A 24,276-nucleotide genomic window follows, 5' to 3' on the forward strand; every position below is an offset into this window, starting at 1 on the left:
CCCGAGGACGATTAGCTCAGCGGGAGAGCGCTTCCCTGACACGGAAGAGGTCACTGGTTCAATCCCAGTATCGTCCACAGTCCGGAGCCCCCGGCCGCGCATTGCGGCCGGGGGCTCCGTCGTGTTCCCGTCGTCGCCGTCCGGTGTCTCCGCCCGGGAGGCCCCGGGTCGCGGGGCGCCGGTCCACGGGAGCGACCCGGCCGTCAGGACGAGAAGAGCATCCGGCCGAAGCCGCGCTGACGGTGGTGGCCTCCGTGATGGCCGTGGTGCGGGGCACCCCAGGCCGGCTGGGCGGGCGCCGGATAGCTCTGCGGGGCGGGCGGCGGGGCCTGCTGCACCCACTGGCTCTCCAGCCTGGTCAGCGACTCCAGCTCCCCGTAGTCCAGGAATATCCCCCGGCAGCCGCTGCACTGCTCGATCTGGACGCCGTTGCGGTTGTACGTGTGCATGGGCGCATGGCACTTGGGACACTGCATCGTTCGGTCAGCTCCTCGCGCTCGGTCTCATTGGGTGATCCCGTTCCCACACTACGACGGGATCATGTCGTCCAACTCGGGCGGGAGAGAGGCAATTCGGGCGCATGCGTCGGTCATCGCCCTTTCCACGTCGTCGAGATCGCGCCGCTCGGCGGTGCTCTTCGCCACGGCCAGGGCCGCGGCCTGGACGGTCAGGGCGCGGGCCGGCACGTCGAGCGGTGGCCACGGGTCGGATCCCTCGGGACCCGCGGCGGGTCCGCCGGCGGCACGGTACGCGCCGAGGAAACGCGCCCAGACGTCCGGGGCGAGGAGGCCCGCCGCGAACCATGCGGCGGGACGGGCGAGGTCCCAGGCGGGATCGCCGAGCCCGAGGTCGTCGACGTCGATGAGCTGCCAGGGGCCCGCGCCGGCGGGATGGCGGACCAGCTGGCCCAGATGGAGATCGCCGTGGCAGAGACGGGCGGGGACGGGAGCCGGGGCCTCGTCCCTGGCCCAGGCCGGCAGCCGGCTCCAGGCACCGAGCACGGCGCACGCGGCGGGATGCGCGGGCGCCGCCGAGTGCATCCGCACAACCGCGGCGGCGGCCTTCGCCGGACCCCGCATCACGGGCAGCGGGCCCGGCAGTGCGCCGAGCGGCACGGTGTGGAGGCGGGCGAGCAGCGCCGCGGCCTCCTCCCAGGGGGCCGCGTCCGGGTCGGAGGGGTCGACGGGACTGCCGTAGGGCCAGGTGGTGACGGGACGCCCGCCGACGGGCGCGGTGTCCCGGACCGGCGGCAGGAGTATCCCGGCCAGCAACGGGTGCGCGGCGACGGCGACCCGTACGCGGTGGGCGTCCGGCTCGGTCCAGGGCGCGTGGGCCTTGGCGACGGCGCGGCCGTGCCGTACGACGACCGCGTCGCTCCGCTCCGCCAGCACGTCCGGGTCCCGCCCGCAGGCCCGGCACGCGTCCCGCGGCCCGGGCACGTGCGCCGCCTCCCGCGCCGCCTCCGAAAGGGCACGCACCAGCGCGCGATCGCTCTGCTCCACGCGCCGAGGGTACGGGCTGGGAAGTCCGGTCCTCCGGCGGGCCCTTGGCCGGGGCCGGGAGCGGGCACGGCGGTGCCCGGACGGGTCGGGGCCGTGGAGCCGAGCCGCCCCGGGTGCGGTGGGCCCCGCGGTGCCCCGGAAATAGCGCCGGCCGGCCAGCTCCCCAGCTGGCCGGCCGATCGCTGCCGTCCGTCGCACCCCCGTCCCCACGGGGCTTTGGGTTGGATGTCCCCGACCCGGACCGCTCTTCCGGGTCCGGGGCGCCGCTCAGCGCCCCAGCATCACGCCCACGGACGACGCCTGTGTGACCACTGCTTCCCAGCCGCCGAAGACGACGACGAGCAGGGTCGCGAGAGGGAGGACCATGGCCGTGGCGACCAGCGGGTGGCGACGGCCGCCGGGACGGCCGTCGAACGCGGCGAAGGCCTTGCGCCCCTGCGTACGGATCATGGTCCGCGATGCCGTGTCCGCCATGGTTCCTCTCCCCTCGAGTTGGCAGCGGCGGGTGCGTGACCTCGGGGGACGAGTACTGCCCCCGCCGCTTGATCTCAAGACTAGGGAGCCGGGCCGTCCCCCACGTCATGCCCGCGTACCGATTGGCGGGCCTCCAGGAGGATGAGGCCACCCGGCCCCGCGTACTCCCCTGGGTGGAGAAGTGGACCTACGTCTGGGGGTCTTCCCGGAGGGGACGGCGGTCCCCGGGCGCCTCGACGGGCACCGGCTGCTCGACCAGCGCCAGCACCCGGTTGGCCATGAAGCGGGCCGTTCGCACGATGGAACCGGAACGCGTGACTTCGCTCACTTCGACCACCCCTCGCCGTACCGCGGTCTCGACCCGCCGGCCCGCCCGGCTTGCCACCACTTCGTACGTCCTCGTCGTGTCCCCCGCGTCCACGACTATCTCCACACGGTCGCCCTTCATCGATCCAATCCCCCTTCTGTCACGCCTCATTGGGATCGCGCACGGGTCAGCGGCCCTGGAGAGCAGGGGCTCCTGACCACTCCTCAATTCTCCCACCGGGCACTGACAATCGATCGGCCCGCGAGGGCGCGGCCTATGAGCACACCGGCCTGAGGGTACGTAAGCTGTGCCACGTCAGAAGGACCACCGGCCGGCGGGGATGAACATGGCGATGATGCGGCTCCGGCGCGAGGATCCGCGTGTCGTCGGCTCGTTCAGGCTGCACCGGCGACTCGGCGCCGGCGGTATGGGGGTCGTGTACCTGGGTTCGGACCGGCGGGGCCAGCGCGTCGCGCTGAAGGTGATCCGCCCGGACCTCGCTGAGGACCAGGAGTTCCGGTCCCGCTTCGCCCGGGAGGTGTCGGCCGCCCGGCGGATCCGGGGCGGGTGCACGGCGCGGCTGGTCGCCGCGGACCTCGACGCGGACCGGCCGTGGTTCGCCACCCAGTACGTACCCGGACCGTCCCTGCACGACAAGGTGGCCGGGGAGGGCCTGTTGTCGGCCGCCGAGACGGCCGCCGTGGGGGCGGCGCTCTCCGAGGGGCTCGTGGCCGTCCACGAGGCCGGGGTGGTCCACCGGGACCTCAAGCCGTCGAACATCCTTCTCTCCCCCAAGGGCCCCCGGATCATCGACTTCGGCATCGCCTGGGCCACCGGCGCGAGCACGCTCACGCATGTCGGCACGGCGGTCGGCTCCCCCGGCTTCCTCGCTCCCGAGCAGGTGCGCGGCGCCGCGGTCACGCCCGCGACGGACGTCTTCTCGCTGGGGGCCACGCTCGCGTACGCCGCCACGGGCGACTCCCCCTTCGGGCACGGAAGTTCCGAAGTGATGCTCTATCGGGTGGTGCACGAGGAGCCGCAGTTGCACGGCGTGCCGGACGCGCTGGCTCCGCTGCTGCGCGCCTGTCTGGCGAAGGACCCCGAGGAGCGGCCCAGCACCCTGCAGCTGTCCATGCGGCTCAAGGAGATCGCGGCCCGCGAGGCGCAGGGCCTTTCGGAGGTGCGTCCCCCGGCCCAGCGGGAGCGGACCGAGCAGGAACTGCCGTCGGGGCGCCGTACGGCGCGGTACACGGAACGGACCACCCACGGCAGGCCGCCGAGCACCGGGGGAAGCACGGGGTCCGCCGGGTCCCGGGAGCGGATGCCGCGGCAGCAGGCGCCCCGTACGGGCGGCTCGCGGCCGCCGCAGTCCCGGGGCGGCGCCAACACCGGCGGCCTGCCCTCCTCACGGCCCGGGGCCAGGACGACGTCCACCGGACGCAGGCCGGCGAATCCCCGGCTGCTGCGTCAGCGGATCTTCGTGTTCGTCGTGGTGACGCTCGTCGTGGCACTGGGCATCACCGTGGCGCAGGGACTTCGGGGCTAGTGCCGCATCAGCACTGGCTGGTTCCGGGGCGGCCCGTGGCCACCGCGTAGAACGCCACCGCGGCGGCGGCGCCGACGTTCAGCGAGTCCACGCCGTGGGCCATCGGGATCCGGACCCACTCGTCGGCCGCCATCAGGGCCTTCGTCGACAGTCCCTCGCCCTCGGCGCCGAGCATCAGCGCGACCCGGTCCAGCCGGTGCGGAGCCGCATCGTCGATCGCCGACGCCTTCTCGTCCGGGGTGAGCGCGAGCAGCTTGAAGCCCGACTCCCTTACGGTTTCCAGCCCCTTGGGCCAGGACTCGAGGCGTGCGTAGGGCACGGAGAACACCGCCCCCATCGAGACCTTCACCGACCGCCGGTAGAGCGGGTCGGCGCAGTCCGGCGAGAGCAGCACCGCGTCCATGCCGAGGGCCGCCGCACTGCGGAAGATCGCACCGATGTTGGTGTGGTCGTTGACCGATTCCATGATCACTACACGGCGGGCGCTCCGCAGGAGCTCTCCGGCCGTCGGCAGCGGTTTGCGCTGCATGGACGCGAGGGCGCCGCGGTGGACGTGGTAGCCGGTGACGCGTTCGGCGAGGTCCGGGCTGACCGCGTAGACCGGGGCCGGGACCTCGTCGATGACGTCGCGCATGACGTCGACCCACTTGGCGGACAGCAGCATCGAACGCATCTCGTAACCCGCGTGCCGGGCGCGGCGGATGACCTTCTCCCCCTCGGCGATGAACAGGCCCTCCGCGGGCTCGCGCTTGCGCCGCAGTTCGACGTCTGTCAGGCCCGTGTAGTCGCGCAGGCGCGGGTCCTCGGGGTCGTCGACGGTGATGAGATCTGCCACAGGGTGATACTGCCTTGTCCGGGAAGAGGTGCCAACGGGCGGGACGGAGTTCCGTTACCGCCGGTTACTTGTGAGGGCCCTCGGCGACGACGTCGCCGACGACGATGACCGCGGGGGGCCGGACGTCCTGGGCCCTGACGGTCTCCGCGACCGTCGCGAGCGTCGCGTCGACCCGGCGCTGGGCGGCCGTGGTGCCCTCCTGCACGAGAGCGAGCGGGGTGTCCGGCGCCTTGCCGTGGGCGATGAGGGCCTCGGCGATGGCACCGATCTTGTCGACGCCCATGAGGATCACCAGCGTGCCGGTCAGCTTGGCCAGCGACTTCCAGTCGACGAGCGAGCGGGGATCGTCCGGTGCGACATGGCCGCTGACCACCGTGAACTCGTGCGCCACACCGCGATGGGTGACCGGGATGCCGGCCGCGCCCGGAACGGAGATCGAGCTCGAGATGCCGGGCACGACGGTGCACGCGATCCCGGCCTCCGCCAGAGCCTGGGCCTCCTCCATGCCGCGGCCGAAGACGAACGGGTCGCCGCCCTTGAGCCGCACGACCGACCTGCCCGCCTTGGCGTGCTCGACGAGGGCGTTGTTGATCGCCTCCTGCGCCATGAAGCGGCCGTACGGGATCTTCGCCGCGTCGATCACCTCGACGTGCGGCGGGAGTTCGTCCAGCAGGTCGCGCGGCCCGAGACGGTCGGCGATGACGACATCGGCCTCGGCGAGCAGCCGGCGGCCGCGCACGGTGATCAGGTCGGGGTCGCCCGGGCCGCCGCCGACCAGGGCGACGAAGGGCCTGCGGTCACGGCTGTGCGGTGCGGCGAGGGAACCGTCGCGCAGTCCCTCGACGATGGCGTCCCGCACGGCGGCCGACCGGCGCGGGTCCCGGCCCGTCAGCACCGCGACCGTCACGCCCTCGCTGCGCCCCGTGGCCGGGGTCCAGGCGGTCGCGGCCTCGGCGTCGTCGGACCGCACGCACCAGGTCTTCGTCCTCTCCGCCTCGGCGGAGGCGGTCTCGTTGGCCACGTGGTCGCTGGTGGCGACCAGCGCGTACCAGGCGTCGGCGATGTCCCCGTCCTGGTACCGGCGCCGGGTCCAGGTGATCTCGCCCGTCTCCGCCATGGCCTCGACGGAAGGGGTCGCGGACGGCGAGATCAGGGTGATGTCGGCACCGGCGGCGATGAGGGCGGGGAGACGGCGCTGGGCGACCTGGCCACCGCCCAGGACGACGACGCGCCGGCCGGCGAGGCGGAGCCCCACGGGGTAGGCGGGGTGCTCCTCGCGGGCGTCGTGCTGGGGGTGCGCGGGGCTCGTGGCTTGCTCGTCGGGCTCGGCCATGGCGGTGCGGCTCCTCGGTGCGGCGGTGCGGGGCCGCTGCGACGGTGAAGCGGCTGGTGGGGACGGGTGGGGCGGTCCTGGCGAACACGATACGGGGTGCGGGGCACGGCGTTGCGGGCGCGCTGGGAGCGATCGTGCCGGCCGCGGAACGGGTGGGGTGGCCCGGAGCGCCCGCACGCCGCGCCTGCCGCACGGGTCCTCCCCGTACCCGTACAGCCGTCCGGATCCGCCGGAGATGCCGACGGGTACGGGGAGGCCGAGAGGGGACGCGCCCGTCCGACCCCCACGCCGGCCGCCGCACGCACGCGCGGCGCGGGCGAGCACAACGCCCGCACGCACGACGCCCGTACGGCACGAGCGTCCGCGGGGCACAACCCCCGCCGGGACGCGCCGGCCCTCGATGCCGGCGCGGCGCGCCCGCCGGTCTACTTCTCCGTGACGCCCGCCGAGTCGAACGTCGCCACCTCGTGCATCGCGCGGGCCGCGCTCTGGACGAGGGGGAGCGCGAGCAGCGCGCCCGTGCCCTCGCCGAGGCGGAGGTCGAGGTCGACCAGGGGACGCAGACCCAGCTTGTTCAGGGCGGCGACATGGCCCGGTTCGGCGCTGCGGTGGCCGGCGATGCAGGCCGCGAGCGCCTCGGGCGCCACCGCCCGGGCGACCAGCGCCGCGGCGCCGGCCGAGACGCCGTCCAGCACGACCGGCGTGCGGAGCGAGGCGCCGCCGAGGATGAAGCCGACCAGGGCCGCGTGCTCCAGGCCGCCGACCGCCGCGAGGACGCCGACGGGGTCGGCCGGGTCCGGCTGGTGGAGATCCAGGGCGCGCCGGACGACGTCGACCTTCCGTGCGTGCATCTCGTCGTTGATGCCGGTGCCGCGCCCGGTGACCTCCGCCGGGTCCACCCCGGTGTACACGGAGATCAGCGCGGCCGAGGCCGTGGTGTTGGCGATGCCCATCTCACCGGTGAGCAGCGCCTTGTTGCCGGCTGAGACCAGGTCGCGGGCGCTCTCGATGCCCACCTCGATCGCGGCGAGGACCTCCTCGCGGCTGAGCGCGGGGCCGGTCGTGAAGTCGGCCGTTCCGGGGCGCACCTTCCGCGGCAGCAGCCCGGGGGTGGCCGGCAGGTCGGACGCGACGCCGACGTCGATGACGCAGACCTCGGCGCCGACCTGGTTGGCAAAGGCGTTGCAGACCGCTCCCCCGCCGAGGAAGTTCGCGACCATCTGGCCGGTCACCTCCTGGGGCCAGGCGGTGACCCCCTGGGCGTGCACCCCGTGGTCGCCCGCGAAGATCGCGACGGCCGCGGGCTCCGGGATCGGCGGCGGGCACATCCGGGACAGTCCGGCCAGCTGCGCGGAGATGATCTCGAGCATGCCGAGCGCACCAGCGGGCTTGGTCATCCGCTTCTGCCGCTCCCACGCCTCCCCGAGCGCCTTGGCGTCCAGCGGCCGGATGTTGGACACGGTCTCCTGGAGCAGGTCGTGCGGCTCCTCGCCGGGCAGCGCGCGTCGGCCGTAGGTCTCCTCGTGGACGACCCAGGACAGCGGCCGGCGCTTGGACCAGCCCGCCTGCATCAGCTCCGGCTCCTCGGGAAATTCGTCGACGTAGCCCACGCACAGGTAGGCCACGACCTCCAAGTGCTCGGGGAGCCCGAGCGCCCGGACCATCTCGCGCTCGTCGAAGAAGCTGACCCAGCCGACGCCGAGTCCTTCGGCGCGGGCGGCGAGCCAGAGGTTCTCGACGGCCAGGGCGGAGGAGTACGGCGCCATCTGCGGCTGGGTGTGCCGGCCGAGGGTGTGGCGGCCGCCGCGCGTCGGGTCCGCGGTCACGACGATGTTGACGGGCGTGTCGAGGATGGCCTCGATCTTCAGTTCCTTGAACTGCTTGGCCCGGCCCTTGGGCAGCGACTTGGCGTACGCCTCGCGCTGGCGCTGGGCGAGTTCGTGCATCGAGCGCCGGGTCTCGGCGGAGCGGATGACGACGAAGTCCCAGGGCTGGGAGTGGCCGACGGACGGCGCGGTGTGGGCGGCCTCGAGGACGCGGAGCAGGACGTCGTGCGGGATCGGGTCGCTGCGGAAGCCGTTGCGGATGTCGCGGCGCTCGCGCATCACGCGGAGCACGGCTTCACGCTCGGCGTCGGCGTACCCGGGCGCGGGCGTGCCGTGGATCTCCTCGGCATCCGCCTTGACGTCCTCGCTGGCACTCTGCACGTCCTCGGCGACGGGCTCCGCGAGGGGTTCAGCGACGGGTTCGGCCTCGGTGCTGGGGTCCGGCCGGCTCTCGGCGGACGGCCCGGTCCCGGCGGTCGGCGGGATCTCGGCGGACGGCTGGGCCTCGGCGGACGGCTGTGCCTCGGCGGACGGATGGGCTTCGGCGACCGGCTCCGCGACGGGATCGGTCTCGGACGCGGACTCCCCTGCCGGGGCGGCCACGGACTCGGCGGTCGCGTTCCCGGCGTCCGCCGGCCCGACGAGCGGCTCGGCGTCCGCGGAGACCTCGGCCTCGGCCCCGTGCGCGGCGGTCGCGGGAGCGGCGTCGAGGGGCTCCGGCGCGGCCGCGGACTGCTCCGCGGCCACCGGTACGGGGGTCTCGGCCGACTGCGCACCGTCGAGGGCCTCGACAGCCTGCCCGGCGTCCTCGGCCGCGGCGGTCCCGTCCACCGCCTCGCCTTCGCGGGGCGCGGGGACGGCCGCCGCTTCCACCTGCGGCTGCGGGACCTCACCGGGTGCGGCCTCGGCGACGGTCTCCGGAGCGGCAGCGGGCGCCTGTACGGGCTCGGCAGCGGCGACGGGCCGAGCCGCGTCGGCAGGCGCGGGCGCCGGCCCGGAAGCCACGGCTGCCTCGGCGGAGGGTACGGCGGCCTCGGGGACAGGCCCGGCGGCCTCGGCGGCGGGCACGGCTGTCTCGGCGGCGGGCTCCGCGGCCTCGGTGTCCGCCTGCTCCGCCTCGGGCGGCGTCATGACGGCGACGGGCGAGGCCACCGGTCGGGGGCCCGTCGGCAACACCCCATCCACCTGGACGAACTGCCCGGTGGCCATGGGGTCCGGGGCTGCCTCGGCGGCCGGATACGGCGCGGCGGGCGCATGCTGAGCAGCGCCGGCCGCCTCCGCCGGCGGCTGCACGACCTGCGGGGTGACCGTTTCCGCGGGAGCCGGGGCGACCGCCTCGGGTGCCGCTCCCTCGGGCGCGGTCGCCCGGGGCTGCGGAGGCTGGGCGCCCCAAGAGACGCCCTGCGGCGGGATCTCGCCCAGCTGGGGACCGGGCAGCAACTCGGCCTCATCGCGCGGTACGTCGAGGTATTCCAGACCGCCGGTCGGCGGACCCGCGACCGGTGCCGTCAGGGCGCCCTGCTGCGCCGCGACACCGCCGCCGGCCCGATGGGCGGCGGGGCCGCGGTCCGCGAGCGAGCGGACGACGCCGTTGTTCGCCTCGGGAACCGGCGGGCCCATGTGGAGGGGGCGGCGGGCCGGGGGCGGAGTCTGCGCGGGCGCGGCGGGCGGCATCCGTACCCCGCCGAGGTCGAGGGAGCCGGAGTCCCGGCCGCCTGCCTCGTGTGCGCCGGTCTCGTGCACCGGCTGCTCGGCCGCGCCCTGCGGCTCCGGAGCGGGCAGGCCCTGAGCGAGGGCATCCGGCTGAACCTGAACCGCCCCCTGGGCCTGAACATCCGGCTGTGCGTGAGCATCCGGGCGGCCCTGGGCAGCGGACTGCCCCGGAGCCAGTGGCTGTCCGGCCACCGCCTGCTCCGCGGTCGCCGGACCGGCGACCGCCTGGGCCTGGGCGGCGTGCTGCCCGGCCGGCTGGAACTGCTGCTCGTGTCCCATGTACCGCTGCTCCTGCGCCGGATGGGCCTGCGACGACCCGGGCGCGGGTACGGCGGCCGTACCGGCCTCGGCGTACCCGGCCGCGGCCGCCTGCGTCCCTGGAACAGGCGCCTGCCGGGCCGCCGCGACGTCCTGGGCGGCCGCCGGCCGGCCGTGGCCCGGCTCCCGGGTCGGAGTCGGCCCGGGTGGCGTGGGCGGAGCCGCGGGCTGGGGGTCGCTCCACGCTCCCTGCGAGCCCGGCATCAGGAGGAGGTCGTCGTCCTCGGTGACGGATTCTGGGGCACTGCCGGAGTGGTCGAGGTAGGTGTAGGCGCCGGGAGCGGGGACGCCCGGCTGCTCCACCATGCCTGCGTTCTCCGGCAGTCCCTCGCCCGGGACCTGGCCGGTGTCAGTCATGCGTACCCCTCGCCCATCGGTTGTGCTCCTTCAGACCTTCGCCCGGGGCGCCCGATCGCGGCACACACCCGTGCCCGTCACTACAAGAACGAGCGTGTGCCCCACGCGGCACGAAAGCCCGCAGACACAAGCATTGTCGTGGGCGTTCGCGTCCGCGGCAGCAGGATCGGCCACGGTTTGGTGTGGACTGCGCCACGTTGCGCGTCCCCCGGTCGCGCCGTACCACAACCAGGGTCAAAATCGTCCCCTTTTCCGGATATTGGAGAGCGAATCGACCAACGACCGGCTGCGGTACAACGATCGGCCAGCCTACCGCGCCGCGGTTCGGCGCCCGGTTCTGGGGGCGGCCGGGGGTGGCCGGCGAGAGGTCAGGAAGCCGGTTCCCGACGGTGGCCGGCGAGCAGGAAGACGACCGACCGCTCGCGCTCCGACCAGTCGCCGGAATCGAGCTCGACAGACTGGAGGAGGGCGCACTCGACGGCGTATCCGCCCTCGGTGAGGGCCGCGCCGATCGCCTCGGCCTCGTCCCGGGTGGAGGCGTGGGTGACGATGCGCTCGGGCCTGCGGTCGGCGCAGGCGGTGACGACGGGGACGCCGCCCCCGCCGATCCGCACGACGTCCGGTTCGGGAAGCCGTTCCAGGACGTGCGGCGCCCGGCCGCGGACGGTCTGCAGGAGGACGCCGTGGCGGCGGGCGGCGGCATCCGCCGCGATACAGGCGGCCGGGTCGTCGTCGACGGCGATCACCGCGGCGCCGAAGCGGGCCGCGTCGGCGGCGAGCTCGCCGCTGCCGCAGCCGATGTCCCAGACGAGATCGCCCGTGCGCGGTCCGAGCCGGGCGAGTTGGGCGGCACGCAGCTGCAGCGATTCGCTTTCGGCGGCCGGGCCGCTCTCGCCGCGCGGGAGGGCCCAGCCGCGTACCTGCGTGGGATAGCCGGGCTCCCGGCCGGCGACCCAGCCGGCGCCGCCCTGGGTGCTGACGGCGCCTCCGATGACGATGACGACGTTGGGGTCGCGCCAGCTGTGGTCGGCGACCTTGTCGGAGGTCAGCACGGTGACCTGTTCGCGCTCGGTGCCGAGCTCCTCGCAGATCACGAAGGTGCGGTGGACGCCGTCGAGGAGCAGGGCGAGTTCGGCCGGGCCGGCGCCCGGGGAGGTGAGGACGGCGACCTTGGGGTGCGCCCGGCAGACGTTGACGGCGCGGCGCAGAGTGCGGCTGTGGGCCACGACGATCTGGGCGTCGTCCCAGGGCATCCCGGCCCTGGCGAAGGCGGCGGCGACGGAGGAGACGGCGGGGACGACCTCCACCTCGAGGCCGTGCTGCGGGGCGCGAAGGGTGCGGACGACGCCGAAGAAGCCCGGGTCGCCGTCGGCGAGGACGACGGGGCTGCCGCGGTGTCCCGCGATCCTGCGGGCGGCGAGGTCGACGCTGCCGAGGCGGATGCGCTCGGCGCCCGGCGGCACTTCGGGAAGCGCGAGGTGGTGGGCGGCCCCGGCGACGAGCGTGGCGGCGGACAGGGCGGACCTGGCGGCCGCGGTCAGCGGCGAGCCGTCCCAGCCGATCACCGTGACGCGGTCGGCCATCGTCGTCGTTCTCCTGGTGTCGTCGCAGGTGAGGACCGTGCCCACAGGGGGTGCGGGGCAGGCAGGGCCGAGGGTACCTGGTGCCGGTGCGCGCGGTGGTGCCGCCCGGTCCGCTACGGGGTCCGCCCGTCTCCCGGGTCCGTGCCGGAACGGTGCGGTGGGCGTCCCTGCCGGGTCGGGCTTCCTCCCCCCGGAGGGGTCTTCCCCCGGTCCGGGCGGCCCGGCCGGTGGACGGTTCCGGGTCTGTACGTGCTGGTCGGGGCGTGCCCCGGTCGGTGCGGCCCGGTGCGGTGGCCGTCCGTCCCGGCGGTTCAGTTCCAGTCGGTGTAGGCGCCGAACCCGCCCGCCTCGGCCATCTGGTCGGCGACGCCTTCGAGATCCTCGGGGAGCAGGCTCCAGACGATGAAGTCGGTGCGCAGATCCGTCCAGCCCCCGCCCTCGGTGCGGGTGCGGGCTATGCAGGCGCCGCGCAGGACGCCCTCGCTGATGCAGCCGATCTTCTGGGCGACCTGCTGTGAGGCGGTGTTGTCGGCGGCGGTGCGCAGTTCGAGGCGCTCGAACCGCTGGTCGCGGAAGAGCCACTGGGCAGTGGCGAGGGCCGCCTCGGAGGCGTACCCCTCGCCGCGGGCCCAGGGGGCGATGATGTACGACATCTCGCTGGAGCGCACCCGCCAGTCGGTCCTGCTCAGCCGGATCACACCCACCAGTCGCTGGGTGAGGAACTCGGTGACGGCGAGGTCTATGCCCCGGCCTGCGGAGCGTTCACCGGGGGCGTGGTCGCTGATCCAGGCGTGGGCGGCGGCCTCGGTGTAGGGCTGGGGCACGGCCGTCCAGGCGGCGACCTGTTCGTCGTTCATCATCTCGGCCAGGGCGGGGGCGTCGGCGGGTTCGAGTGCGCGCAGCACCAGCCGCTCCGTGCTGATGGAGATGTCCGGAAACGTGGTAGTCATGCGCAGCTCCATGCCGAAGACCGTCGTAAGGGCCGTAAAGGCACAGCATGCAGCATGGGGTCTGCGATGTGCAGGGCCGGGTCGGTTCGGCCCACCATACGCCGCGGGCCCCGTGCAGCACCGGGGTGCACGGGGCCCGCGTTCAACCGTACGTCCCCAAGGGCCGTACGGTCGGCGTCACTTGGCGGGAGCGCCGAGCGCCGGGACGACCGAGCCGGTGTAGGTGTCCTCGATGTACCTCTTCACCTCGGGGGAGTTGAGGAGCTTCGCGAGCTTCTCGACGCGCGCGTCCTTCTCGTTGCCCTTCTTGACGGCGAGGAAGTTGGCGTAGGGGTTGCCCTCCGCCTTCTCCAGGACGAGGGCGTCCTCGGCGGGCTTGAGGTCGGCCTCGATCGCGTAGTTGCCGTTGATGACGGCGGCGTCGACGTCGTTCAGGGCGCGGGGCACGGTGGCGGCTTCCAGCTCCTTGAACTCCAGGCCCTTCTTGTCGGTGATGTCGGACAGCTTGGCGCTGGTGCCGACACCCGGCTCGAGGGTGATCAGGCCGTGCTCGGCGAGGAGTTGGAGCGCGCGGCCCTCGTTGGTGGTGTCGTTGGGAACGGCGACGGTCTGTCCGGGCTTGATGTCCTCGACCTTCTTGACCTTCTTCGAGTACAGGCCGAGCGGCTCGAGGTGGACGTTGACCACCGGGACGATGGTGGTGCCGTTCTTCTTGTTGAAGTCGTCCAGGTACGGCTTGTGCTGGAAGAAGTTGGCGTCGACCTGGCCGGACTGGGTGGCGGTGTTCGGCAGGACGTAGTCCGTGAACTCCTTGACCTCCAGCTTGAGTCCGGCCTTGTCGGCGAGGTTCTTCTTGACGAAGTTCAGGATGTCGGCGTGCGGGGTCGGGGACGCCGCGACGACGAGCGGCTCGGACGCCGCGGCCTTGTCGCCGGTTCCGGCCGCGGCCGGGTCGGAGGAGGTGCCGCAGGCGGTGAGGCCCAGGGCGAGTGCGGCGGTGACGGCGGCGGCCGCGGTGAGCTTGGTGTTCTTGCGGGAGTTGCGCACGAAGAGTGCCTCTTTCTGGTGTTGCGGTGATGGCGCCCGGACAAGGAGTGCGGGCTCGCTGGAGGTACCGGGGCGAAGCGCCGGCACCGGGGTGGTGCTGGAGGTGGTCAGGCGGTGCGGCCGCGGCGCGACAGCAGCCGTACGATCCCGTCGCCGATCAGCTGTACGGCCGTGACGATGGCGACCAGGATGACGACGGTGACGAGCATGAACCCGGTCTCGAACCGCTGGAAGCCGTAGGTGACGGCCTTGGATCCGAGGCCCTCCCCGCCGACCGCGCCGGCCATGGCCGAGTAGCCGATGAGCACGATCACGGTGGTGGTGACGGCGGCGACGATCGAGGGCAGGGCCTGCGGGAGCAGCACCTTGCGGATGATCGTCGGGATGGATCCGCCCATGGACTGGACGGCTTCGACCAGTCCGTGGTCGACCTCGCGGATCGCCGTCTCGACGAGTCGCGCGAAGAACGGGATGGCGCCGACGGCCAGCGGCACGATCATGGCGGTGGGGCCGATGAAGGTGCCGACCACGGCCGTGGTGAAGGGGATCAGCGCGATCAGCAGGATGATGAACGGCAGCGAGCGGCCGATGTTCACGACCACGCCGACGGCCTTGTTCACCGGGGTGCTCTGCAACAGTCCGCCCTTGTCGGTGAGGACGAGGAGGATGCCGAGCGGCAGTCCGCCGATCGCGGTGACCAGGGTGGACCACAGGACCATGTAGAGGGTGTCCAGGGTGCCCTGGGTCAGCAAGGGCTGCATCTCCGACCACGTCACTTGACGGTCTCCTTCACCAGTGCGGCGCCGTGGGCCCCGTTGCTCTGCGCGGGCACCTCGGCCGGCAGGTCCTCGTCCACGACGTCGACCTGCAGGCCCTGTTCGCGCAGGAAGCCGACGGGTACGACGTTGTCCTCGTAGCGGCCCGGCAGTTCGATGCGCATCCGGCCGATCTGCTTGCCGCCGACGGTGTCCATCGCGGCGCCGAGGATCGATATGTCGATGTTGTAGGTGCGTGACAGCTGGGAGATGACCGGCTGGGTGGCGGCGTCGCCGTGGAAGGTGACGTCCACGACCGTGCGTTCCGGGCCCGAGGCGTCCCCGGTGACGGGGAACAGCTCGCGGGCGAGCTCGGAGCCGGGCGTGGCGAGCAGTTCCCCGACCGTGCCGGACTCGACGATCCGGCCCTGCTTCATCAGGGCGGCGGAGTCGCAGACGGTCTTGACGACGTCCATCTCGTGCGTGATGAGCAGCACGGTCAGTCCGAGCTGCCGGTTGAGGTCGCGCAGCAACTGGAGGATGGACCGGGTGGTCTCGGGGTCGAGGGCGCTGGTGGCCTCGTCGGAGAGCAGCACCTTGGGGTTGCCGGCGAGCGCGCGGGCGATTCCGACGCGCTGCTTCTGGCCGCCGGACAGCTGTCCGGGATAGGCCTTGGCCCTGTCGGCGAGGCCGACGAGGTCGAGGAGTTCGAGGGCGCGGCGGGAGCGCTCGGCTCCGGAGACGCCGAGGATCTCCAGCGGCAGCTCGATGTTGTCCTGCACGCTGCGCGAGGACAGCAGGTTGAAGTGCTGGAAGACCATGCCGATGCGGCTGCGCGCCCGGCGGAGTTCCCTCCCGGCGCGGTTGCCGCGTCCGGCGAGGGCGGTGAGGTCGGTGCCGTCGACGACGACGCTGCCGGAGGTGGGGCGCTCCAGCAGGTTCACGCAGCGGATGAGGGAGGACTTCCCGGCTCCGCTGCGGCCGATGACGCCGAAGACCTCGCCCTCGCGGACGTGCAGGTCGACGCCGTCGAGGGCGGTGATGTCGCGACCTCGCGACTGATAGACCTTGGTGAGGCCCGTAGTGGTGATCACAGGGGTTTCCGTCACTGTCGAGTGCACGGCGCGGGGTTCCGTCGCCGGGCACGGGGCAAGTCGTCTTGGGGACAGTCGGCGCAGCACGAGTGACCGATCGGCAACGTGTGCGCGGGGCAGGCTCGGTCCGTCGCCGTCGCGGCGGACACGGCATGGCTGTCGGGGTCTCGCTTCGGGGCGCGAGGCTCAGGCAGGGGCCCTCAGAAGGCGCACATTCGACACATACAACGAGCACCGGGCGTCGTGATCGCCTCGGTCGCAAGGGTGCGGCTGCTCGTCGTGGTCATGCGGCAAGTAAAACAGACCGCCCCTGGAGCGGATCACCGCTGTCCGAATAGCGGAATGTAGGGGTCCGGAATCCGGACGTCAGGCGGTGGCGACGATCTCCACGCCATGAGCCGTGGCCTGCGCGGACACGGCGGAGAGGTCGGGGACGACGATCTCGGCGACGAGCTCGGAGGGGCCGTGGGTTGTGGTCAACGCCACGGTCGTCATCGCCGCGGCGCGGCCGGCGGCCAGACCCGCGGGCGCGTCCTCGAACACGACGCAGCGGGCCGGGTCGACGCCGAGCGTGCGGGCGGCCAGCAGGAACGGCTCGGGGTCGGGCTTGCCCCTGGTGATGTCGTCGGCGGCTATCAGGGTCTTGGGTCGCACGCCGACCTCCGCGAGCCGGGCCTCGGCCAGCCGACGGGTCGCGGAGGTGACGACGGCCCAGCGCTCGGCGGGCAGGGAGGCGAGCAGGGCGGCGGTGCCGGGCAGCAGTACGACGCCTCCGGCGACGTCCTCGACCTCCAGCTCCTCGATCCGCGCCACGGCCTCCGGCACGACGGCGGCGGGCAGCAGATCCGCGGCGATCTCGGCGGCGGGCCGGCCGTGCAGCTCGACGCGGGCGAAGTCCTCGGGCGTGATCCCGTACTCCCCCGCCCAACGGGTCCAGCAGCGGTGGACCGACTCCAGGGACGAGACGAGCGTCCCGTCGTTGTCGAACAGCAGGGCCTCGGCGTGGATCTTCAGGGTTCCGGATCGCATGACTCCCGAGCCTAAGCCCCCGTGCGCGAGCCCCCGGCGGCCGGTCCCGGCGGCCGTACGCACCGGCGCGCGGGGTCTGCCGGGGCCGCGCGCATGGGGCCATTTGGCCCGTAATACGCTCTCACTCATGCTTGACGCCCTGACGGTCGCGGTGTCCGCGGCCGCTCTCGCCCTCGCCGCGTGGTGCGGCTTCGCCGCGTTCCGCGACCAGCCCACCAAGGACTGGCACTTCATCGGCATGGCCGTGGTCACCCTGCTGGCCCTGGTCCAGCTGGTGATCGGCGTGGTGCAGCTGGCACGGGGCGAGAAGGCCGACGAGGGGGCGACGATCTTCGTCGCCTATCTGATCGGGGCGTTCGCCGCGGTTCCCGCGGCCGGGTTCCTGTCGCTGGCCGAGCGGACCCGCTGGGGTTCGGCGACGGTGGCGGCCGGGGCGGTCGTGCTCGCGGTGCTGGAAGTCCGGCTCCACGACATCTGGGGAGGCTGAGATGGCCGGGGAGACCGTGGTGCCGCGGAGCACCTCCGAGAGCGGGATCCAGCCGGCGCCCGCGACCAGGCTGGTCAAGGGTCCCGGGCTGCTGCTGGTGTGGCTGTACGGGGTGATGTCGGTGGGCGCCGTGTCGCGTTCCGTCTACCAGATCGCCACCGAGTACGACCGCGCCCCACTCGCGTACTCGCTCTCGGCGATCGCGGCGGTGGTGTACGCCTTCATCACGTACACCCTGTTCCGCGGCGGCGAGCGGGCGCGCAGGGCGGCCCTGGTGTGCTGTGCCGCGGAGCTGGTGGGAGTGCTGACCGTCGGCACGTGGACGCTGGCCGATCCGTCAGCCTTCCCGGACGCCACGGTCTGGTCCGACTACGGCATGGGGTACCTCTTCATTCCGGTGCTGCTGCCCGTGACCGGAATGCTCTGGCTGCGCCGGGCCCGGCGCTGAACCGGGCCCCGCGCCGAGCCCCTGCCGTTTCGTGCTGAACCCGGCCCCGCCGAAGCGAGGCTCGGCGACGCGCGAACCGGACCGCGCCGACCGGCCTCCGGGCTACGCGCTCGTGACGAAGGTCGCCGCGGTACGGGCCGAGGGCACCGCGGCCGCCGCGTCCTTCTCCATCGTGACGAGCGTCAGCTTCGGGTTCATCACCCGGGTGGACACGGAGGCGTAGCCGTGGCTGCGGTAGAGGCGCAGATTCCGCTCGCTGCGGTGGCCGGTGAGGAGCTGGAAGCGGCGGGCCGCGGGCTCGCCCGCGAAGTGCGCCTCGATGGCGTCGAGCAGCCGGCCGCCGAGACCGTGCCGCTGCATCCGCGGGTGGACGATGAGCTTGCCGATCAGGGCGGTGCCCTCGCCGTCGATCTCGCCGCGGACTGAGGCGATCACCTCGTCGCCGAGGCGGGCGACCAGGGCGTGCCCCCGGTCGAGCTCGGCGCGCAGATCGCCGAGGGTCTGGGTGAGCGGTTCCATGCGGTAGTCGCCGTAGAGCTCGGCCTCGCTCTGGTAGCACAGGTACTGCAGCTTGAGGATCTGTTCGGCGTCCTCTGCCGTTGCCGCTGAGATGGTCACGCTCATGCCCATGTGTGCATGCCTCCCGCTCACCTGCTGCCCGGTTGTCTACCGCTCCATTCCCCGGAGTTCAGGAGCCGCAACCTCTGTCGCGAGCATTCTGCGCAAGCATCCCAGGCAGCGGGAACGCATCGGCCCCAGACTTCCTTGTGAGATTCCCAACTCTCCTGCGATTTCGCGGTAAGTGGGGTCCTCCGGCGACAGCATCGCAGTCAGCAGCCGGCGGCAGCGGCCCGGTGCTCGGGCGACGGCGGCCCGCAGCGCGCGGCGCCGTTCCGCGACGAGCGCGGCCCGTTCGGGGCAGGCGGCGGGTCCCGCGGCGGGCTCGGCCGTGTAGGGGCGTTCGCGCCGGGCCCGGTGCCGGGCGCGGCGCGCCTCCTCCCGTACGGCTCCCGCGACCCACTCGGCGGCGTCCGCCGGCGGGCCCTCGGTGTCGAGCCGTTCCAGGAGCCGCACCCAGACGGACTGTTCGAGGTCCCCGGAATCCAGTGCGTCACCGTGGGCCTCGGCGCTCGCCTCCGCCGCGACGAGCGGCCGCAGGTAGCGCACGAGCGCCCCGGCGGTCCCGGCCGGCACGGCGCCGGGGGCCGCCGGGGCGGTACGGGTCCCGGCGGCGTTCCGGCCGGCGCTCGGTCCGGGCGCGGAGCCGCTCCCGGCGACGGTCGCGGGCCGGGCCGCCACGGCGCTCCGCAGGGCGGCCGAACCGGAAGCGGAGTCCTCTTCACACGGTGTCATGCCGTGCGGGACGCCCCACCGCGAGCTGCGGTTTCCGCCGGGGCGCGCTCTCACCCGACCGCATGACGGCCGTTCGGCCGCTGACACGGTCCGGCCGGGCGGCGGTGCTCCGCCGCCGGCCGGTGCGGGACCCGACGGGCGGTCAGCCGTCGACGAAGTCGGCTCGGGCCAGCAGACCCGTGTCCGGATTGTCGGTGAAGATCCCGTCGATGCCCTGCTCGAAGTACACCTTGAACGCGCCGAAGACGTCCCCGTACGCGTTCGGGTCCGTGCCGCGGCGGAAGTCGGCGGGCAGGAAGGAGTTCTCGTTCCGCATCGTGTACGGATGCAGGATCAGACCCCGGGCGTGGGCGTCACGGACGAGCGTGGTGGGCGTGCCCAGCCTGCCGTTCGCGTCCCTCGGCACGATGAGGTCGAGGGTGGGGCCGATGCCCTGCGCGTACGAGGCGATCCACTTCAGGCCCTGCGGCGTGACCAGGTCCGCGACCGTGCGCGGGTCACCGGACTGGACGAAGTCCCAGGGGCGGGTGTTCGCGCCGGAGAGCAGCACGACGCGCGGCGAGTCCACCAGCTTCGCGAGCCGCTCGATGCTGGTCGGCTCGAAGGACTGGAGGAAGACGGGCGAGTGTGCGCGGTGCCGGCCGTGACGGCGCAGCAGCTTCGCCAGCCGCTCCTCCAGGCCGAGGCCGATGCCGCGGAAGTAGGTGGGGTGCTTGGTCTCGACGTGCAGCCAGACGGGCCGGCCGCGGCGGCGGCCCTCGGCGTCGGCCCAGCGCAGCACCTCCTCGAAGGTGGGGATCGTCCAGCGGCCGTCGTAGACGGTGTTCTCCTGGCGGCTCGCCGGTATCCGCTCCTTGGCGCGCAGCGTCTTCAGCTCGGCCAGGGTGAAGTCCTCGGTGAACCAGCCCGTGATGGCGGTGCCGTCCACCGACTTGGTCGTCCGGCGCGAGGCGAACTCGGGGCGGGAGGCGACGTCGGTGGTGCCGGTGATGTCGTTCTCGTGGCGGCAGACCAGGTGCCCGTCCTTGGTGGGTACGAGGTCCTGCTCGACGACGTGCGCACCCATGTCCAGGGCCAGCTGGTAGGAGCCGAGGGTGTGCTCGGGCCGGTAGCCACTGGCCCCGCGGTGGGCGATGACGGTGGGCACCGGCAGCGAGCGGTAGCCGGAGCCGTGTCCGCCGCCGTGCCGCTCGCCGGGGGCCCGGACGTCCCCGGCGGCGCGCTCCGCGGCGTGCGCGCCCGGCGCGGCGGCCATCCCGAGCGCCGCCGACCCGAGCACCGCCGCCCCCAGGAGGGTCCGCCGCCCGGGGGTACTTTCCGCACCGTGTGTCATAAACACTCCTCCGTCGAATGGTGATGTCCCGCACCTGATCGGCGGGGCCGCGCGGCGCACAGGCTAGGCGCGGGCGCGTTACGAGCGGGAGACCCGGGGCGAACGGGGCGCGAATTCAGGTCAACACTGTGTATCTGCCCGGTGAACCCAATGTGCGGTCGGGCGGCACCCGCGAGTATCGTCCTCACCTGCAGAGACTTCGCCAGCCGTACCCGCCGTCCCGCTCCTGACACCGGAGGACACGTTGTCCCGCTTGTCGCTCATCAAGGCAGTGCTCGGACCGATCCTGCGCCTGATGTTCCGCCCCCGCGTGGAAGGCGCGGAGAACATCCCGGGGGACGGCCCGGTCATCCTCGCCGGCAACCACCTCACCTTCATCGACTCGATGGTGCTCCCCATCGTGTGCGACCGGCCCGTGTACTTCATCGGCAAGGACGAGTACGTCACCGGCAAGGGGCTCAAGGGCCGGCTGATGGCCTGGTTCTTCACCGGCGTCGGCATGATCCCCGTGGACCGGGACGGCGCGAACGGCGGTGTGGCGGCGCTGATGACGGGCCGCCGGGTGCTGGAGGAGGGCAAGGTCTTCGGCATCTACCCGGAGGGCACCCGCTCCCCCGACGGCCGTCTGTACCGCGGCCGTACGGGCATCGCGCGGCTCACCCTGATGACGGGCGCGCCCGTCGTCCCGTTCGCCATGATCGGTACCGACAAGCTCCAGCCGGGCGGCGCCGGCGTGCCGCGTCCCGGCCGGGTGACGGTCCGCTTCGGCAAGCCGATGGAGTTCTCGCGCTACGAGGGCATGGACCGCGACCGCTACGTGCTGCGGGCGGTGACGGACTCGGTGATGACCGAGGTGATGCGGCTGTCCGGCCAGGAGTACGTGGACATGTACGCCACGAAGGCGAAGGCCGCCTGAGCGGACGGCGGCCGGACCGTTCCGGCCGCCCCTCGGGCCGGGGCGCAGCGGACGGGGCCCGCGCCGGGTCACCCGGCGCCGGCCGCGCGTGGTCGCCGGCCGCACTGGGGGATCCGACCGCGACCCGCCGTGTGCGGAGCCGCCGCAAGCCGAACGCCGCCCCCGCGCATCGAGCGCGGGGGCGGCGCGATGTGCGGGGACGTCCGGTCCGGTGCTGCGGGGCCGGGTCTCGCCGGTCGCCGGGCGTCAGTGCTCGACGCCGTCCGCCAGCTTCTGGCCGCGCATGAGGAACCACGCGGCCACGGCGGTGGCGAGCAGCACCGCGGCGCCCACACCCGCCGCGAGCCGCAGCCCCTCGACGAACGCCTCCTGCGCCGCCCCGACCAGTTCGGTCCGCTGGTGGGCCGGCAGCACGGCCGCGGCCTCGACCGCCCCGCCGAGCGACTCATGGGCCGCGGACGCCACGTCCGCCGGGACTCCGGACGGTGTCGCGAAGTCCCGGTACACGCCGGTCACGATCGATCCGAGCAGCGCGATGCCGAGCGCCGCGCCGAGTTCGTAGGCCGTCTCGGACACGGCCGAGGCAGAGCCGGCCTGTTCCTTCGGCACGCTGGACAGGATGACGTCGGCCGTGACGGTGAACGAGAAACCGGCCCCGACGCCGACGACCAGCAGGGCCGCGCCGAGCAGCGGATAGCCCGTGGAGCTGCCGATGACGGTGAGCACGGCCAGTGCGACACCCACGGCGGCGAGTCCTCCGGCCACGACGGACCGGACGGAGAACCGGCGGGCGAAACGCCCGGCGACGAGTCCGGTCGCCACCGCGCCGATCGCGGCGGGCAGCTCGGCGAGCCCGGCCTCGAGCGGCGGCCGCTCCTGGACCAGTTGGAGGAACTGGGAGAGGAAGAAGACCAGTCCCGACAGCCCGAGGATGGTCAGCAGGTCGGCGAGCACCGCGCCGGAGAAGCCCCGGTGCCGGAACAGCCGCATGTCGAGCAGCGGCGACGGCAGGGTGAGCTGCCGGCGGACGAAGCCGTACAGCGCGGCCGCGCCGATGAGCGCGGCGGCGCCGGACTCCCAGCCCGGACCGTGGCTCGCGGCCTCCTTGATCGCGTACACGACGCCGACCATGCCTGTCAGCGACAGGGCGACGCTCATCAGGTCCCAGGGCCCGGCGACCGGGTTCTTCGATTCGGGCAGCAGCTTGATGCCGACGAGGACGAGGACGGCCATCACGGGCAGGTTGATGAGGAAGACCGAGCCCCACCAGAAGTGCTCGAGCAGGAAGCCTCCGACCACCGGTCCGACGGCGGCGCCGGCCGAGGCCATGGCGCCCCAGATGCCGATGGCGATGCTGCGTTCGCGCGGGTCGTGGAAGATGTTGCGGATCAGCGCCAGCGTGGAGGGCATCAGCGTGGCCCCGGCGACGCCGAGCAGGGCCCGGGCGAGGATCATCATCTCGGGCGTGGTGGCATAGGCGTTGAGCACGGAGACGGCGCCGAAGGCGACGGCACCGGTCAGCAGCAGCTTCTTGCGGCCGATCCGGTCGCCGAGGCTGCCCATCGAGACGAGCAGTCCGGCGATGACGAACGAGTAGACGTCGCCGATCCACAGCAGCTGGGTGCCGGTGGGCTTGAGGTCCTCGCTGAGGAAGGGCGTCGCGAGGCCGAGCACGGTGGCGTCCACGGCCACCAGCAGGACGGCCAGGACCAGTACCGCCAGCGCGAGCCAGCGCCCACGGCGGTACAGGGTCTCGTCCGCCCCGCTCGTGCGCTGGACGGTACTGCTGGTCATTTCTCCACACTCCGTCGTGCTCCGCCGAGCAGCAGCTCGGCGATCATGTACTGGAAGTCGTTCTTGGCGACCCGGCCGTCCATGGCGGCCCAGGCGCAGGTACCGATGAGGCCGTAGAGGGCCTCGGTGAGCCAGACGGGCGAGAGGTCGATCCGGAACTCGCCCTGTTCCTGGCCGCGCCGGAACAGGGAACTGACGCGGGCGTCCAGACGGGCCCAGCCCTCGTCGACCTGGTCGCCCTCGAACAGCTGGTTCTCGGTGACCAGGAAAGCGAGCAGCTCGGCGGCGGGCTCCATCTCGGCGATCAGCCGGCGCAGCGCGTCGCCGGCGGGGCCGTCCTCCAGCGCGGCGCGGTCGACGGCCGCCTCGAACTCCGCGATGCCGAAGGCTTCGAGCGCCTTCACGAGCGCGTCCCTCCCGGCGAAGTGCCGGTGCAGCGTCGCCCGCCCGATGCCCGCCGCGCGGGCGACCTCGTCCATCGTCGCGGTCGACCTCCGGGCGAGGAGGGCGGCTGCGGCGCGCAGCACCTGTTCACGATCCATGACTGTGAGACAACCATACTCCGAATGAGACGTCAATGTCTCATTCGATAATTCGATGCCTCGCCGAAGGGTGGGGTAGGGAAGCTGAGCGCATGAAGCCACTGCTGCTGATCGACATCGACGGACCGCTCAATCCGTACGGCGGGAAGCCGGAGCGCCGGCCCGAGGGGTACACGACGCACCGGATGCGGCCCCGCGGCTGGGCACACGAGAAGCCCCTGCGGGTCTGGCTCAACCCGGGCCACGGCGAGGAGCTGCTCGCGCTCGGGGAACGGTACGAACTGGTCTGGGCGACGACATGGAAGGGCGAGGCGAACGCCTGGGTGGGCCCGCAGCTGGGGCTGCCCGAACTGCCGTTCGTCGACTGGCCCGTGATGCACGGCGCCGCGCCGCGGGGGACGTTCTGGAAGACGCAGTACGTGCTGGAGTACGCGGCCGGGCGGCCGTTCGCCTGGATCGACGACGAGATCACGGATCTGGACCGCGAGTACGTCGAACGGAAGCACCTCGCCGCCGCCCTGCTGCTGCACGTCGACCATCGGATCGGACTGATCCGGCCGGACTTCGACGCGCTCGCGGACTGGGCGGCGGCGCTGTGAGTGGCGGTGGGTGACGGGGTGCCGTAGGTGGCCACGGCGCTGTGAGTGACAGGTGTGCCGTGGGTGGCGGCGGTGCGGTGAGGGACGGGGGCTGCGGTGAGGGGCGGTGGTGCGGCGGCCCCGGTCGGGCCGGTG

The 24,276-nt window shown here is 73.2% G+C and carries 23 protein-coding genes and 1 tRNA gene; 6 read left to right on the top strand and 18 right to left on the bottom strand.

All coding sequences use genetic code 11. The features are described 5' to 3' along the window. Positions 1-5 precede the first annotated feature (5 nt). A tRNA-Val gene (locus BLT82_RS20660) sits at positions 6-77 on the top strand. A 126-nt stretch (positions 78-203) separates the two neighbouring features. Here BLT82_RS20660 and BLT82_RS20665 read toward each other — a convergent pair. The 4 genes from BLT82_RS20665 to BLT82_RS20680 form a co-directional block, all read right to left on the bottom strand. Continuing rightward, complete coding sequence (locus BLT82_RS20665) at positions 204-476, bottom strand: TFIIB-type zinc ribbon-containing protein (RefSeq protein ID WP_093656990.1); 273 nt, start codon at positions 474-476, stop codon at positions 204-206. A 51-nt stretch (positions 477-527) separates the two neighbouring features. After that, positions 528-1,478, bottom strand: a complete 951-nt coding sequence (locus BLT82_RS20670; protein ID WP_093657368.1) for a phosphotransferase family protein — start codon at positions 1,476-1,478, stop codon at positions 528-530. Between the two features lie 291 nt (positions 1,479-1,769). Next, positions 1,770-1,976: a hypothetical protein gene (locus BLT82_RS20675; protein WP_093656992.1), complete on the bottom strand. Its 207-nt coding sequence runs from the start codon at positions 1,974-1,976 to the stop codon at positions 1,770-1,772. Positions 1,977-2,163: 187 nt separating this feature from the next. Continuing rightward, a complete protein-coding gene (locus tag BLT82_RS20680) occupies positions 2,164-2,424 on the bottom strand; it encodes a hypothetical protein (RefSeq protein ID WP_093656994.1) in 261 nt (86 codons plus the stop codon). Positions 2,425-2,623: 199 nt separating this feature from the next. On the opposite strand from BLT82_RS20680, the gene BLT82_RS20685 reads away from it, so the two are divergent. After that, positions 2,624-3,829, top strand: coding sequence for a serine/threonine-protein kinase (locus tag BLT82_RS20685; protein ID WP_093656996.1), 1,206 nt, complete (start codon positions 2,624-2,626; stop codon positions 3,827-3,829). Positions 3,830-3,836: 7 nt separating this feature from the next. Here BLT82_RS20685 and BLT82_RS20690 read toward each other — a convergent pair whose 3' ends face one another. The 9 genes from BLT82_RS20690 to BLT82_RS20730 all read right to left on the bottom strand — a co-directional run bounded on the left by BLT82_RS20690 (position 3,837) and on the right by BLT82_RS20730 (position 16,654). After that, positions 3,837-4,664, bottom strand: coding sequence for a TrmH family RNA methyltransferase (locus tag BLT82_RS20690; RefSeq protein WP_093656998.1), 828 nt, complete (start codon positions 4,662-4,664; stop codon positions 3,837-3,839). Positions 4,665-4,728: 64 nt separating this feature from the next. Beyond that, complete coding sequence (cobA, locus tag BLT82_RS20695; protein ID WP_093657000.1) at positions 4,729-5,997, bottom strand: uroporphyrinogen-III C-methyltransferase; 1,269 nt, start codon at positions 5,995-5,997, stop codon at positions 4,729-4,731. Positions 5,998-6,422: 425 nt separating this feature from the next. Further along, the gene (cobT, locus tag BLT82_RS20700) at positions 6,423-10,211 is read right to left on the bottom strand and encodes a nicotinate-nucleotide--dimethylbenzimidazole phosphoribosyltransferase (protein WP_093657002.1); all 3,789 of its coding nucleotides are present in this window, start codon (positions 10,209-10,211) and stop codon (positions 6,423-6,425) included. Positions 10,212-10,579: 368 nt separating this feature from the next. Next, positions 10,580-11,794: a precorrin-6y C5,15-methyltransferase (decarboxylating) subunit CbiE gene (gene cbiE / locus BLT82_RS20705; RefSeq protein ID WP_093657004.1), complete on the bottom strand. Its 1,215-nt coding sequence runs from the start codon at positions 11,792-11,794 to the stop codon at positions 10,580-10,582. A gap of 311 nt (positions 11,795-12,105) precedes the next feature. Beyond that, the gene (locus BLT82_RS20710; RefSeq protein WP_167746052.1) at positions 12,106-12,744 is read right to left on the bottom strand and encodes a GNAT family N-acetyltransferase; all 639 of its coding nucleotides are present in this window, start codon (positions 12,742-12,744) and stop codon (positions 12,106-12,108) included. 177 nt (positions 12,745-12,921) lie between these two features. Further along, positions 12,922-13,791 carry a MetQ/NlpA family ABC transporter substrate-binding protein gene (locus tag BLT82_RS20715; RefSeq protein WP_093657008.1) on the bottom strand — a complete coding sequence of 290 codons (870 nt, stop codon included), beginning with the start codon at positions 13,789-13,791 and terminating at the stop codon, positions 12,922-12,924. A 107-nt stretch (positions 13,792-13,898) separates the two neighbouring features. Further along, on the bottom strand, positions 13,899-14,567 hold the full coding sequence (locus BLT82_RS20720) for a methionine ABC transporter permease (protein ID WP_093657010.1): 669 nt from the start codon (positions 14,565-14,567) through the stop codon (positions 13,899-13,901). Continuing rightward, positions 14,564-15,640 (bottom strand): methionine ABC transporter ATP-binding protein, encoded by a 1,077-nt coding sequence (locus BLT82_RS20725; protein WP_093657012.1) that lies wholly within the window; start codon positions 15,638-15,640, stop codon positions 14,564-14,566. Before BLT82_RS20725 ends, BLT82_RS20720 begins: the two co-directional genes overlap by 4 nt. Before the next feature lie 366 nt (positions 15,641-16,006). Continuing rightward, positions 16,007-16,654, bottom strand: coding sequence for an HAD-IA family hydrolase (locus BLT82_RS20730; RefSeq protein WP_093657370.1), 648 nt, complete (start codon positions 16,652-16,654; stop codon positions 16,007-16,009). Positions 16,655-16,796: 142 nt separating this feature from the next. On the opposite strand from BLT82_RS20730, the gene BLT82_RS20735 reads away from it, so the two are divergent. Together BLT82_RS20735 and BLT82_RS20740 are read left to right on the top strand one after the other, a co-directional pair. Then, entirely contained in the window at positions 16,797-17,156 is a 360-nt protein-coding gene (locus BLT82_RS20735; RefSeq protein ID WP_093657014.1) for a hypothetical protein, read from the top strand. A 1-nt stretch (position 17,157) separates the two neighbouring features. After that, complete coding sequence (locus BLT82_RS20740) at positions 17,158-17,604, top strand: hypothetical protein (RefSeq protein WP_244292057.1); 447 nt, start codon at positions 17,158-17,160, stop codon at positions 17,602-17,604. Between the two features lie 102 nt (positions 17,605-17,706). Here BLT82_RS20740 and BLT82_RS20745 read toward each other — a convergent pair whose 3' ends face one another. From BLT82_RS20745 to BLT82_RS20755, 3 genes are all read right to left on the bottom strand, one after another. Then, positions 17,707-18,234: a GNAT family N-acetyltransferase gene (locus BLT82_RS20745; RefSeq protein WP_093657016.1), complete on the bottom strand. Its 528-nt coding sequence runs from the start codon at positions 18,232-18,234 to the stop codon at positions 17,707-17,709. 36 nt (positions 18,235-18,270) lie between these two features. Then, positions 18,271-18,957, bottom strand: a complete 687-nt coding sequence (locus tag BLT82_RS20750) for a sigma-70 family RNA polymerase sigma factor (protein WP_244292058.1) — start codon at positions 18,955-18,957, stop codon at positions 18,271-18,273. A gap of 142 nt (positions 18,958-19,099) precedes the next feature. Further along, on the bottom strand, positions 19,100-20,290 hold the full coding sequence (locus tag BLT82_RS20755; protein WP_093657018.1) for a glycerophosphodiester phosphodiesterase: 1,191 nt from the start codon (positions 20,288-20,290) through the stop codon (positions 19,100-19,102). A gap of 253 nt (positions 20,291-20,543) precedes the next feature. On the opposite strand from BLT82_RS20755, the gene BLT82_RS20760 reads away from it, so the two are divergent. Then, a complete protein-coding gene (locus BLT82_RS20760; RefSeq protein ID WP_093657020.1) occupies positions 20,544-21,206 on the top strand; it encodes a lysophospholipid acyltransferase family protein in 663 nt (220 codons plus the stop codon). A 246-nt stretch (positions 21,207-21,452) separates the two neighbouring features. On the opposite strand, the gene BLT82_RS20765 is transcribed toward BLT82_RS20760, so the two are convergent. Next, entirely contained in the window at positions 21,453-23,000 is a 1,548-nt protein-coding gene (locus BLT82_RS20765; RefSeq protein ID WP_093657022.1) for an MFS transporter, read from the bottom strand. Then, positions 22,997-23,542, bottom strand: coding sequence for a TetR/AcrR family transcriptional regulator (locus BLT82_RS20770; protein WP_093657024.1), 546 nt, complete (start codon positions 23,540-23,542; stop codon positions 22,997-22,999). The genes BLT82_RS20765 and BLT82_RS20770 overlap by 4 nt, the downstream gene beginning before the upstream one ends. A 92-nt stretch (positions 23,543-23,634) precedes the next feature. Between BLT82_RS20770 and BLT82_RS20775 the strand changes: the two genes are divergently transcribed. After that, a complete protein-coding gene (locus BLT82_RS20775; RefSeq protein ID WP_093657026.1) occupies positions 23,635-24,141 on the top strand; it encodes an HAD domain-containing protein in 507 nt (168 codons plus the stop codon). The last annotated feature ends 135 nt before the right edge of the window (positions 24,142-24,276 follow it).

Source organism: Streptomyces wuyuanensis (assembly GCF_900103455.1).
Taxonomy (GTDB): Bacteria; Actinomycetota; Actinomycetes; order Streptomycetales; family Streptomycetaceae; genus Streptomyces; species Streptomyces wuyuanensis.

Bases quoted from the DNA above. Each gene is read 5' to 3' on its own strand.
- BLT82_RS20665 (WP_093656990.1), bottom strand. From the start codon at position 476: ATGCAGTGTCCCAAGTGCCATGCGCCCATGCACACGTACAACCGCAAC.
- BLT82_RS20675 (WP_093656992.1), bottom strand. From the start codon at position 1,976: ATGGCGGACACGGCATCGCGGACCATGATCCGTACGCAGGGGCGCAAG.
- BLT82_RS20680 (WP_093656994.1), bottom strand. From the start codon at position 2,424: ATGAAGGGCGACCGTGTGGAGATAGTCGTGGACGCGGGGGACACGACG.
- BLT82_RS20685 (WP_093656996.1), top strand. From the start codon at position 2,624: ATGAACATGGCGATGATGCGGCTCCGGCGCGAGGATCCGCGTGTCGTC.
- cobA (WP_093657000.1), bottom strand. From the start codon at position 5,997: ATGGCCGAGCCCGACGAGCAAGCCACGAGCCCCGCGCACCCCCAGCAC.
- cobT (WP_093657002.1), bottom strand. From the start codon at position 10,211: ATGACTGACACCGGCCAGGTCCCGGGCGAGGGACTGCCGGAGAACGCA.
- cbiE (WP_093657004.1), bottom strand. From the start codon at position 11,794: ATGGCCGACCGCGTCACGGTGATCGGCTGGGACGGCTCGCCGCTGACC.
- BLT82_RS20710 (WP_167746052.1), bottom strand. From the start codon at position 12,744: ATGACTACCACGTTTCCGGACATCTCCATCAGCACGGAGCGGCTGGTG.
- BLT82_RS20735 (WP_093657014.1), top strand. From the start codon at position 16,797: ATGCTTGACGCCCTGACGGTCGCGGTGTCCGCGGCCGCTCTCGCCCTC.
- BLT82_RS20740 (WP_244292057.1), top strand. From the start codon at position 17,158: ATGGCCGGGGAGACCGTGGTGCCGCGGAGCACCTCCGAGAGCGGGATC.
- BLT82_RS20745 (WP_093657016.1), bottom strand. From the start codon at position 18,234: ATGGGCATGAGCGTGACCATCTCAGCGGCAACGGCAGAGGACGCCGAA.
- BLT82_RS20750 (WP_244292058.1), bottom strand. From the start codon at position 18,957: ATGACACCGTGTGAAGAGGACTCCGCTTCCGGTTCGGCCGCCCTGCGG.
- BLT82_RS20755 (WP_093657018.1), bottom strand. From the start codon at position 20,290: ATGACACACGGTGCGGAAAGTACCCCCGGGCGGCGGACCCTCCTGGGG.
- BLT82_RS20765 (WP_093657022.1), bottom strand. From the start codon at position 23,000: ATGACCAGCAGTACCGTCCAGCGCACGAGCGGGGCGGACGAGACCCTG.
- BLT82_RS20770 (WP_093657024.1), bottom strand. From the start codon at position 23,542: ATGGATCGTGAACAGGTGCTGCGCGCCGCAGCCGCCCTCCTCGCCCGG.
- BLT82_RS20775 (WP_093657026.1), top strand. From the start codon at position 23,635: ATGAAGCCACTGCTGCTGATCGACATCGACGGACCGCTCAATCCGTAC.